The organism is Phytobacter sp. V69 (genome assembly GCF_965644215.1).
Classification (GTDB): Bacteria; Pseudomonadota; Gammaproteobacteria; order Enterobacterales; family Enterobacteriaceae; genus Phytobacter.
Map to the genome: position 1 here is coordinate 1 of NZ_CBFFRL010000172.1, position 10325 is coordinate 10325.

Genomic DNA, 10325 nt, shown 5'->3' on the forward strand with positions numbered 1-10325 from the left:
ATTATCTTTCAATGGTCAAGCTGGGTTGCATCCGATTGTTTTACAAGAGGTTATGCAATTAAGGGACACAGCCTAGTGTATCGGTGCCGAAACACTGTCTGTCAGTGTTTTATTGAAAAGCGACGGGTCAGGAATGGCAGGCAATAAAAAGGCAGAACAAAACGTCGTGCGTCTCTGTTCTGCCTTCTGGCGGGATTACTCAGTTTCTTCGGCTTTTTCGACGTTGTTGCTGGCGTTGCGGGTCATCCACAGCGCCAGTGCCTTGAGTGAATCCGGGGTGAATTCATCACAACGAGCGGTGATCTCTTCCGGCGTCATCCACCAGACTTCGCTCACTTCCTCTTCCTGCAGGGCAAACGGGCCGTGGGAAACACAGCTAAACAGCCCACCCCACACGCGGCAGTGTTCGTCTTCAAAATAGAATGTGCCATGTTCAGCAAACGGGACACCGGCAATACCGAGCTCTTCTTCGGCTTCACGGCGAGCGGAATCCAGCAGCACTTCATCAGCCTGAACAACACCGCCTGCGGTGGCATCCAGCATACCCGGCATAAAATCTTTGGTTTCCGTACGGCGCTGAACCAGGATCTTGCCCATACCGTCATGGACAACAATGTAGGTCGCACGGTGACGCAAACATTGCGCGCGCATTTGCTGGCGGCTCGCCTGGGCGATGACTTCGTTGTCCTCGCTGACAATATCCACCCACTCCGTGCCTGTAAAATGATTCGGTTCCACCATCAGAAATGTCTCGTCATTGCGCTCTTATGGCGCGTTTTAGTTGAAGGGTAACTTACGGATTAATCGCGACCTGTGCAATAAGCCGCTTATCATTCAGTGCCATTACACGCAAAACACCCTCTTCCAGCATGCCGTAACTGGCATCAAATCCCCCTTTGGGAATACTCACCGAGCCCGGATTGAAGTGGAAGATATCACCCTGTCGCTGCGCCACGGGCAGATGAGTATGACCATAGACCAGCACATCGCCCTGCGCCAGCGGCGGTAAATTGTCTGGCCCGAACAGGTGACCATGGGTCAAAAACAGGCGCTGCGCGGGCAATAATACCTGCTGCCAGGGGACGGTAATCGGGAAATGGAGCAGCATCTGGTCGACTTCACTGTCACAGTTGCCGCGTACCGCAATAATGCGCGACGCCTGTTCATTGAGTCGGTCTGCCACCTGCGCGGGCGCATACCCGTGCGGCAGGGCGTTTCGCGGCCCGTGATTCAGTACATCGCCCAAAATCACCAGCCACTGCGCGTCGCTTTCAGCAAACAACGCCAGTACACGTTCGGTGGCGGGCAGCGAGCCGTGAATATCGGATGCGAACATCAGTTTCATCACTACACCTCAGGTTAACGAGAATGCCCTATCATACCGCAGGCGCGACCGGGTCTCAGGCCGCACGCTTCGCCGACAGTGCGACATAGCGCTGCACCGAGGAACGTTGCCACTGGAAAGCGGCATAATCCGCCAGGCGCTCCGGTACTGCATCGCCGTGCATCGCCAGACGGTTAATCATCAGCGCCAGATCGGCATCGGCGATACACCATTCGCCAAACAGGTTCGGCTTACCGTGCCCCAGCAGTTCACCGGCAAGGGCAAAAAGTTTGGCAGCGCTATGCTGGCCTGCCGTGCTCAGCGGTGCTTTCTTCGCGCCGGCGAAAATGACATCGGTGCCACGTTCTTCGCGAATCGGCATCAGGTCGCTGCGGATCCACGCCTGTACCTGACGGGCACGGGCACGTTTTTGCAAATCGTGAGGATAGATACGTTCGTATTCCGGCGGCGCGAAACGCTCTTCCAGATACTCGTCGATAGCAGAGGACTCGCTCAGCTCGAAACCTTCAATTTCCAGCACCGGCACGCGGCGAGTGAGGTGGTAGCCGGTCCATCCCGCCTTCTGCTGTTCCCCCTGTTCCAGGTCAACAGTTTTCAGAGTGAAAGGCAGCCCTTTTTCCTGCAGCGCTACATAAGCTGACATGACATAAGGGGAGAAAAAATCCGCATCTGACCACAACGTGATTGTCGGCTCGCTCATAACATCCTCTCAACGATTAAGTTTCCCATCAAAATATAACGTCTTGTTAAGACTGTCACTTGATGAAAACTCACGGGTGATAAGTAACGCCTATACTCAATTAAAACAACATCGCGAAACGGGAGAACAAATGATCGATCTCTTTTACGCTCCAACGCCCAACGGTCAAAAAATCACGCTTTTTCTTGAAGAAGCAGAGCTGGCCTGGCGACTCATTCGGGTGGATATAAGCAAAGGCGAGCAGTTTCGCCCTGATTTTCTGGCCATCTCCCCCAACAACAAAATTCCGGCGATCGTTGACCGCGCACCGGTTGATGGCGGTGCCCCCATCAGTCTGTTTGAATCCGGCGCTATTTTGCTCTATCTGGCAGAAAAAACTGGCAAACTGCTAAGCGGTGAACTGCGCGAGCGCCACACCACGCTGCAATGGTTGTTCTGGCAGGTTGGCGGGCTGGGGCCGATGCTTGGTCAGAACCACCATTTCAACCACTTCGCCCCGCAGCCGATCCCCTACGCCATTGAGCGCTATCAGGTGGAAACGCAGCGGCTATACAGCGTGATGAACAAACGGCTGGAGTCGACGCCCTGGCTGGCGGGTGAACATTACAGCATCGCCGATATTTCGGCCTGGCCGTGGGTTAACGCCCATCCACGGCAGCGAATTGCGCTGGAAAATTACCCGGCGGTTAACAACTGGTTTGAGCGCATTCGCACCCGTCCAGGAACCATACGCGCACTCGCAAAAGCACAGTAAATCTAACGAGCAGCCGCGTTTTCCTCGTGTATGATGAGAAGGTTATTACTGAGGGAAGCCTGCAATGTCACAACCAGACGCCATTATTCGGATTAAAAATCTGCGCCTGCGCACGTTTATCGGTATCAAAGAAGAAGAGGTCGCAAACCGTCAGGATATCGTTATCAATGTCAGCATCCATTACCCGGCCGAAAAGGCCCGCGCCAGCGAAGATATCAATGACGCGCTAAACTACCGCACTATAACCAAAAGCATCATTCACCATGTCGAGAGTAACCGCTTCTCGTTACTGGAAAAATTAACTCAGGATGTGCTGGATATCGCACGCGAACATCGCTGGGTAACTTATGCTGAGGTTGAGATCGATAAACTTCACGCACTGCGTTACGCCGACTCTGTGTCAATGACCATGAGCTGGCGTCGTTAAGCGTAACACTGGAGGTTGCATGAAGATTCTGATTACCGGTGGTACAGGCCTGATTGGTCGTTTTCTGATTCCTCGTTTACAAGAGCTGGGCCATTCCATCACCGTGGTAACGCGCGATCCCGCCAAAGCACAACAAACGCTGGGCGATACCGTTGCGTTATTACCGGGTCTGGACGATCTCACTGACCTCAATGACTTCGGCGCCGTCATCAATCTGGCGGGCGAACCGATTGCCGAAAAGCGCTGGACCGACGATCAGAAACAGCGCCTGTGTGAAAGCCGCTGGAAGATAACCCAGAGGCTGGTTGACCTCATTTTAGCCAGTGCAAACCCGCCGGGAGTGTTTCTCTCCGGTTCCGCCGTTGGCTATTACGGGGACACGGGCGATGTGGTGATCACCGAGGAAGAGACGCCGCATAACGAGTTTACCCACGAACTTTGCGCCCGCTGGGAGCAGATCGCCAGCGGCGCGGAAAGCGAACGCACCCGCGTCTGTTTACTGCGCACTGGCGTCGTGATTGCGCGCAAAGGCGGGGCGATATCCAAACTGCTGCCGCTCTTTCGCGTCGGCCTTGGCGGCCCGGTCGGCATCGGCCACCAGTACATGTCCTGGATTCATATCGACGATATGGCCAACGGCATTATCTGGCTGCTCAATAACGACCTGCGCGGCCCGTTCAACATGGTTTCGCCCTACCCGGCACGTAACGAGCAGTTCGCTCACGCGCTGGGGCATGCCCTGAACCGCCCGGCTGTGATGCACGCCCCTGCCGCCACCGTGCGCCTGATGATGGGCGAATCCGCCGTGCTGGTCCTCGGCGGCCAGCGCGCGCTGCCAAAACGACTCGAAGCCTCCGGGTTCGCGTTTCGCTGGTTTGATTTAGAAGAAGCGCTAAAAGATGTGGTAACGCCCCCACCATTATAAGGCGTTTACCCGTGCCATTCCGGTGCTAAGCTCAAAGGCTTTGCTACCGGAATGGCGAGTCCCTTCATGATATTGACCACCGAGCGCCTGACACTCTCTGCGTTTACCGAGGCCGACTGGCCCTTTTTTCTCTCTTTACGCCAAAGCCCGGACATCATGCGCTTTATGGGCGAAATGGCCGATGAAGCGGATATCCGCACCCTGTTTATCTCCCGCCTGAACGACAGCAACGCACGGGTGACTCGCGACAGAAATGGCGAACCGCTGGGTGACATTGGGCTGCATATTAGTGTGCAACATCCGCAGGAAGCCGATGTCGGCTACGCCATTGCCCCTTTCGCGCAGGGGAAAGGTTTCGCCAGTGAAGCGCTGAACGCCATTCAGGATTACGCCTTTACGCAGACCCACATCACGGCGCTGAATGCCTGGGTGCTGGCGGATAATCAGGGTTCGGTACGGCTGCTGGAAAAACTCGGCTTTGTTCGGGTACAGGTGCTGGAAAAAGCCTACCGGATTAACGGGGTAGATTACGACGACTGGGCTTATCGTCTGGAGAAAACGCGATAAGGCGCAGGGTCACTACGCCTAACGTCAGCTTATACGCTCTGTTCCACCTCTTCTGATGCGCGTCCCTGGCGCACGCGTTTTGGCTGCGGCACTTTGATGATAAAGGTCAGCACGCCGGCGAAGATATACAGCCCGGTATAAGCCCACACCACGCCCACGATATCGAAGAACGGCAGCAGCGCGGAGGCAATCGCCGGGGCGACAAAGTTACTCATCCCGGCGGAGAGGTTGTAAATGGAGACCGCCGCGCCTTTGTGATGCGGTTCCAGCGTCGGGAAGACCGCCGTCATCGGCACAAATGCCGCCACAAAAATCCCCAGCATGATCGCCGGAATCAGCGCCACCACGAAGTTATGCCCGGCATACACCGGCAGGTAGTAAAACGTCAGGCTGGAAATCGCCATCCCCAGGCAGCCAAACCAGCGCACCTGGCGGATCCAGCCAATGTATTCCCCGGTGATCCCCCAGAAAATATTGGTGAAGATGGTCACGAAGAAGAACACCGCCCAGATTTGCAGCCATTCAGAGATGCTAAAGCCCAGACGGTCGACAAACAACAGCGGCATCACAATCGCAAAACCAAACAGTGACAGCGTATTGATGATGCGGATCAGGCAGGCATAGAAGATATCGCGGTTAGTAAACAGAATGGTGCCCGCGCGGGAAAGCTCTGTCATTTTGTCACGCAGCGGCAAATTCACCCGCGAGCGGTCTACCGGTACATTGCGCAGACTAAAGAAAGCCACAATGCCACCACAGCCAACCCAGACGATGGCAAACCACAGCGTCCCTGTTTCGCCGAACATCGGGATGGTCAGGCTTGGCAGATAGCTGCCCACCACGCCAATACCAATGGAGTACATGGCCCAGAACCAGCCCGTCGCTGCTGCCAGGTTCGGGCGCGGCAGCACCTGGACCAGCATCAGCATGAAAGAAAAGATAAACATTGGATAGGCCAGACCGCGAATGCCATAGAACAGCAGCATCAGCGGGTAGTTACGCATTCCCAGCCCCATTGACATAAACAGCGCATGCATAATGACCCACAGGACGCAGCCAATGGTCATTGCGCGCTGCGGGGTAATAAGCTCCGCCACCACACCGGATGCCCAGGCCGCCAGCGCCGCCGCCAAACCGTAAATCGTAAAGACCACCGCCGACTGTGCGGGCGAGAAGCCCATATCGGTAATATGTTTCGACAAGAAAGCCATTTCAAAGCCATCGCCAGCCATAAAAATCGCGATAGCCACAAATCCCCAGAGCAGTTTTTTCGGTAAGCCAAACCAGTATTCATTAGATTGCATAACAATCTTCCTTTATAAGCCGGGAGATGTGCCCCGGCGAGGGTACAGAGGCCGGGGCAGAAGGTTTAAGGCAGTAGCGTGCGAGCTACCTGTTGTTGCTGATAGAGCAGACGGAACAGCGCTAACCGCTTCGCCAGCCACTGGCCGCGTTCAGGCTGCGGAGTAAAACGGGTGACCACCGGAGGTTTGAGGCACACCTTCGCCTCGGCGCCACCGTCTGCCAGCCAGGCCAGACGCGCGGCCCCCAACGCACCGGAGGAACTGGCAGGATGCGTGACCATGGGAATGTTCAGCACATCGGCAATCAGTTGCGCCCACAGCGGGCTTCGAGCCCCACCGCCCGTCAGGCTGCACTGGGAAATCGAGGTGTTACCCAGCACGTTCAACCCGTCGGCCAGCCCAAAGGTCCCCCCTTCAATCACCGCATACCCCAACAACGCGCGGCTGGTTTCATGGCGAAGATTGAAGAAGCTCCCCGCCGCCAGCGGATCGTTATGTGGGGTACGTTCACCGGAAAGGTAAGGCAGGAACACCGGCGCACGTTTCAGCTCTTCTTCCGTGAGCTGGGCAATTTCGTCCATCAACTGGCTTTCAGTAACCGAAAGCAGATTACAGATCCAGCGCAGGCAGCTGGCGGCGCTTAGCATCACGCTCATCTGGTGCCAGCGTCCAGGGAGCGCATGGCAGAAAGCGTGTACGCCGGAATCCGGGTCCGCTTGCAGCGCATCGTTAACCACGAAAATCACCCCGGAGGTACCCAGAGAGATAAACGCGTCGCCTGGTGCCACTGCGCCAACGCCCACGGCGGACGTGGCGTTATCACCACCGCCGCCTGCCACCACCACCGAGGAGCTTAAGCCCCACTCGGTTGCCAGCGCGGCACGCAGCGTCCCGCTGGATTCGCTGCCTTCCACCAGTGACGGCATCTGGCTGCGGTTGAGGTCGGTCATGGCAAGCAGTTCGTCAGACCAGTCGCGTTTTGCCACATCCAGCCACAGGGTGCCTGCCGCATCGGACGGGTCGCTGACGAATTCACCGGTTAAGCGCCAGCGCAGGTAATCTTTTGGCAGCAGTACTTTCGCCACGCGGCTAAAAATCGCCGGTTCATGACGTGCCACCCACACGAGCTTCGGTGCGGTGAAGCCCGGCATGATCATATTGCCGCTGATGGCCATCATTTCCGGATGGTGCTCACTGAGCCAGGTGCATTCCGTCGCGCTGCGGGTGTCATTCCACAAAATGCACGGGCGCAGCACGTTGCCCTCGTTATCCAGCAATACCGCGCCGTGCATCTGGCCAGAAAGACCAATGGCGCGGATAGCCGCCCACTGCTGCGGATGCTGCTGGCGCAGTTCGGTGACCACGCGTCCACAGGCCTGCCACCAGGCCTGCGGGTCCTGCTCCGCCCAGTGCGGATGCGGACGTTGTACCGTCAGCGCGGCATGCGCCGAGGCAACAATCGCGCCGTCGCCGTCGATCAGCAGCGCTTTTAACTCTGAGGTGCCAATATCAATGCCCAGGTACATAGCGCCCCCTTACACTGCCGCCAGCTGCGACTCAGGTTGTTTGACCCACTGCTCCAGCTCGGCAACGGTACGACGCAGTAGGGCTAAGAACTCGGCGGATTTCGCAAGCTCGGCAAACAGCGCCTCATCCGCTGCCCACACCGCCAGCGGATCGGCTGCGTTAAAGACGGCGCGTACGGCGTCAGGCTGCATCACGCCATCCTGATAGGTGTATGGCAGGGAACCATCGGCCCAGCGTTTGATGAACAGGAAGAACAGCGCGGGCAGCACGGCGGTCGCAGACGGGACCTCACCGCGTTTGTAACATTCGATCAGGGTTGGCGTGACCATCCCCGGAATTTTGGACAGGCCGTCAGCGGCCACGCGCTGGTTGGTATCTTTGATATACGGGTTACTAAAGCGCGCCAGCACCACATCGCGGTATTTCGCCAGATCGAGCGGGCTTGGCGTCAGCGACGGAATGACATCGCGGGAGACATATTCCCAGGCCATCTGGCGAATAGCGCTCTGGCGGGTACTGTCATCAATAAAGCTCAGGCCAATCAGCGTTCCTGCCCACGCGATGCAGCTATGGGTGGCGTTAAGAATGCGAATTTTCGCCTCTTCCCACGGCAGTACGGAGTCCACCAGCTCCACGCCCACATTTTCGAGCGCCGGGCGGCCATTGATAAAATCGTCTTCGATCACCCACTGAATAAAGGATTCCCCCATCACCGGTACCGCATCTTTAATGCCGGTCGCCGCCAGCACGCGCTCTGCTACATTCGGCGTCGGGCGCGGGGTAATACGGTCAACCATGGTGTTGGGTGATGTGGTGTTTTTTTCTACCCACTGGCGCAGTTCACTTTCCCCTTTCGCCTGCAGGAAGGAGAGGAAACCGTGGCGGAAACGCTCGCCGTTATGACGCAGGTTATCGCAGTTCAGCAAAGTGACGGGTTGACCATGCTGCGCAATACGCTGTTTGAGAATGCGGGTCAGCGCGCCGTAGAGTGTGCGAATCCCGCCCTGCAGGTCGGCCTGAATATCGGCCTGCTGCTGATCCAGCTCGTGTTCCGGCGTCAGGTAGTAGCCACCTTCGGTGACGGTGAACGCAATCACGCGGGTCTGAGCATCGGCCCCCTGCTCTACCAGCGCGCTGATTTCGCTATCCCATGGCAGTACTTTACGAATTGAGGTGATGGTTTCGTACTGACGTTCGCCCTCCGGCGATACGGTTTCCAGCACATATTCACCTTTTTGCGCGGCGAGATGGTCCAACAGCACGCTGGCGTCATCGCGAATATTACCCAGCGCGATGCTCCAGCGGTCATCGCCCTGCTTCATCAGTTTGTGCAGATACCACGCCTGATGAGCACGATGAAACGACCCGGCACCAATATGCATCCACACCGCTTTCTTCTCGGACATAATCATCACCTCAATTTGAGCATTTGACAGTTCAACGGGCTTATGCCCGTTTGTTGTGCGTATGTTAGTAGTGAGTTGCAGGGGCTTTCTGCGAGGAAACTCACGAAAATAGCATTTGCCCTTAAAAAGGACATTTGCCCATTTTTGTGAATCTGCCCATTGCGCGTACAATGGCGGCAGGAAATTTGGGGAACGTGTGATGAACAAAGAAGAGAAAAAACAGGAGCTAGCCGCCCGCGCCGCATGGATGTATTACGTGGCGGGATTAACGCAGCAGGACATTGCCTCAGCGCTGGGCCTGTCGCGGCAAGTGGCGCAGCGGCTGATTTCCGCCGCGCGTGAAACTGGGATGGTCACAGTCAATATCAGCCATCCGGTGACCCGTTGCCTGAAACTGGCGCATGACCTGCAAGAGAAATATGCCCTCAATCTGTGCCGCGTTGTGCCATCAGCCGATCTCGAGGACGACGCCATCCAGCAAATGCTGGCAGTGGAAGGGGCGCAGGTGATGGCGCAGTTTATCTGCGAAGAGAAACCGCAGGTCTTTGGCGTCGGCTCCGGTAAAACGCTGCGCGCCGTGATTGACGCCCTGCCATCGCTCGAACGTCCGCAGCATCAGTGCGTCTCGATGATTGGTGCAATCGCGCGCGATGATTCAGGTACACGCTATGATGTGCCGCTAAAAATGGCGGAGAAAATGCAAGGTAAGTATTTTTTCATTCCGGCACCGCTCTATGCCGACAGCCCGGAAGATAAAAACAGCTGGTGCCAGCATCAGATTTATCAGCGCGTTGCCGCAAGGGCGCTCAGTGCGGATGTCACCTTCCTCGGCATCGGCGAGGTGGAACTCGGCTGCCCGCTGAACACTGAAGGCTTTATTACTGACGCCCAGGTCAAAGACCTGGAGACGCAGCACGTCGCGGGCGAGATGCTCGGCCATTTCTTTAATCATCAGGGTGTGCGCCTGGATTCCGAGCTGGACGCGATGCTCACCAGCGTGCCGCTCACCAGCCATACGGAACGTAAAGTGGTCGGGTTTGCCGGAGGGGAACGTAAACTGGTGGCGATTCGTGCAGCGCTGGTCGGGGGCTGGGTCAACGGACTGGTGACCGATGAAGATACCGCGCTGAAGCTGCTGGCGGAATAAATATCCTCCGGCATAGCCGGAGGTTTTTCTGATGCGCCTATAAGGCTCTCTTACCAGCCGCGCCCTAACAGGCGCATACGATCTGACATTTGCATCAGACTTCGTTACTTACGGCCCGTAAACGGGCTGCCCGGATAGGGAATCGATGTAAGCGTCTCATCCAGACCGTCTTTTATTTTTGCCCGTGTTTTCTACCATGGACACTTTCACGAACATGGACACT

Annotated in this window: 11 protein-coding genes; 5 read left to right on the forward strand and 6 right to left on the reverse strand. The window is 56.6% G+C overall.

What is annotated here, in order from left to right; all coding sequences use genetic code 11:
• Positions 1-195: 195 nt before the first annotated feature.
• Genes yfcD through yfcF form a run of 3 tightly spaced genes read right to left on the reverse strand, consistent with a single transcriptional unit; the run spans position 196 to position 2045 of the window.
• On the reverse strand, positions 196-741 hold the full coding sequence (gene yfcD, locus ACSZPU_RS19645; protein ID WP_499002253.1) for an NUDIX hydrolase YfcD: 546 nt from the start codon (positions 739-741) through the stop codon (positions 196-198).
• Positions 742-793: 52 nt separating this feature from the next.
• A complete protein-coding gene (yfcE, locus tag ACSZPU_RS19650) occupies positions 794-1345 on the reverse strand; it encodes a phosphodiesterase (protein ID WP_499002256.1) in 552 nt (183 codons plus the stop codon).
• 55 nt (positions 1346-1400) lie between these two features.
• Positions 1401-2045 (reverse strand): glutathione transferase, encoded by a 645-nt coding sequence (yfcF, locus tag ACSZPU_RS19655; RefSeq protein ID WP_499002259.1) that lies wholly within the window; start codon positions 2043-2045, stop codon positions 1401-1403.
• Between the two features lie 130 nt (positions 2046-2175).
• Here yfcF and yfcG point away from each other — a divergent pair, with 130 nt between their 5' ends.
• The 4 genes from yfcG to ACSZPU_RS19675 all read left to right on the forward strand — a co-directional run bounded on the left by yfcG (position 2176) and on the right by ACSZPU_RS19675 (position 4718).
• A complete protein-coding gene (yfcG, locus tag ACSZPU_RS19660; protein WP_499002261.1) occupies positions 2176-2799 on the forward strand; it encodes a GSH-dependent disulfide bond oxidoreductase in 624 nt (207 codons plus the stop codon).
• A 64-nt stretch (positions 2800-2863) separates the two neighbouring features.
• A complete protein-coding gene (folX, locus tag ACSZPU_RS19665) occupies positions 2864-3226 on the forward strand; it encodes a dihydroneopterin triphosphate 2'-epimerase (protein WP_499002264.1) in 363 nt (120 codons plus the stop codon).
• A 19-nt stretch (positions 3227-3245) separates the two neighbouring features.
• Positions 3246-4151, forward strand: a complete 906-nt coding sequence (locus ACSZPU_RS19670; protein WP_499002267.1) for a TIGR01777 family oxidoreductase — start codon at positions 3246-3248, stop codon at positions 4149-4151.
• Positions 4152-4217: 66 nt separating this feature from the next.
• The gene (locus ACSZPU_RS19675) at positions 4218-4718 is read left to right on the forward strand and encodes a GNAT family N-acetyltransferase (RefSeq protein WP_499002270.1); all 501 of its coding nucleotides are present in this window, start codon (positions 4218-4220) and stop codon (positions 4716-4718) included.
• Between the two features lie 29 nt (positions 4719-4747).
• Here ACSZPU_RS19675 and ACSZPU_RS19680 read toward each other — a convergent pair whose 3' ends face one another.
• The 3 genes from ACSZPU_RS19680 to dalD all read right to left on the reverse strand — a co-directional run bounded on the left by ACSZPU_RS19680 (position 4748) and on the right by dalD (position 8955).
• Positions 4748-6022: an MFS transporter gene (locus ACSZPU_RS19680; protein ID WP_499002273.1), complete on the reverse strand. Its 1275-nt coding sequence runs from the start codon at positions 6020-6022 to the stop codon at positions 4748-4750.
• A gap of 65 nt (positions 6023-6087) precedes the next feature.
• On the reverse strand, positions 6088-7548 hold the full coding sequence (gene xylB, locus ACSZPU_RS19685) for a xylulokinase (protein ID WP_499002276.1): 1461 nt from the start codon (positions 7546-7548) through the stop codon (positions 6088-6090).
• A 9-nt stretch (positions 7549-7557) separates the two neighbouring features.
• Positions 7558-8955: a D-arabinitol 4-dehydrogenase gene (gene dalD, locus ACSZPU_RS19690; RefSeq protein ID WP_499002279.1), complete on the reverse strand. Its 1398-nt coding sequence runs from the start codon at positions 8953-8955 to the stop codon at positions 7558-7560.
• A 199-nt stretch (positions 8956-9154) separates the two neighbouring features.
• Here dalD and ACSZPU_RS19695 point away from each other — a divergent pair, with 199 nt between their 5' ends.
• The gene (locus ACSZPU_RS19695; RefSeq protein WP_499002281.1) at positions 9155-10102 is read left to right on the forward strand and encodes a sugar-binding transcriptional regulator; all 948 of its coding nucleotides are present in this window, start codon (positions 9155-9157) and stop codon (positions 10100-10102) included.
• Positions 10103-10325: the final 223 nt, after the last annotated feature.

Bases quoted from the DNA above. Each gene is read 5' to 3' on its own strand.
- yfcD (WP_499002253.1), bottom strand. From the start codon at position 741: ATGGTGGAACCGAATCATTTTACAGGCACGGAGTGGGTGGATATTGTC.
- yfcE (WP_499002256.1), bottom strand. From the start codon at position 1,345: ATGAAACTGATGTTCGCATCCGATATTCACGGCTCGCTGCCCGCCACC.
- yfcF (WP_499002259.1), bottom strand. From the start codon at position 2,045: ATGAGCGAGCCGACAATCACGTTGTGGTCAGATGCGGATTTTTTCTCC.
- yfcG (WP_499002261.1), top strand. From the start codon at position 2,176: ATGATCGATCTCTTTTACGCTCCAACGCCCAACGGTCAAAAAATCACG.
- folX (WP_499002264.1), top strand. From the start codon at position 2,864: ATGTCACAACCAGACGCCATTATTCGGATTAAAAATCTGCGCCTGCGC.
- ACSZPU_RS19670 (WP_499002267.1), top strand. From the start codon at position 3,246: ATGAAGATTCTGATTACCGGTGGTACAGGCCTGATTGGTCGTTTTCTG.
- ACSZPU_RS19675 (WP_499002270.1), top strand. From the start codon at position 4,218: ATGATATTGACCACCGAGCGCCTGACACTCTCTGCGTTTACCGAGGCC.
- ACSZPU_RS19680 (WP_499002273.1), bottom strand. From the start codon at position 6,022: ATGCAATCTAATGAATACTGGTTTGGCTTACCGAAAAAACTGCTCTGG.
- xylB (WP_499002276.1), bottom strand. From the start codon at position 7,548: ATGTACCTGGGCATTGATATTGGCACCTCAGAGTTAAAAGCGCTGCTG.
- dalD (WP_499002279.1), bottom strand. From the start codon at position 8,955: ATGTCCGAGAAGAAAGCGGTGTGGATGCATATTGGTGCCGGGTCGTTT.
- ACSZPU_RS19695 (WP_499002281.1), top strand. From the start codon at position 9,155: ATGAACAAAGAAGAGAAAAAACAGGAGCTAGCCGCCCGCGCCGCATGG.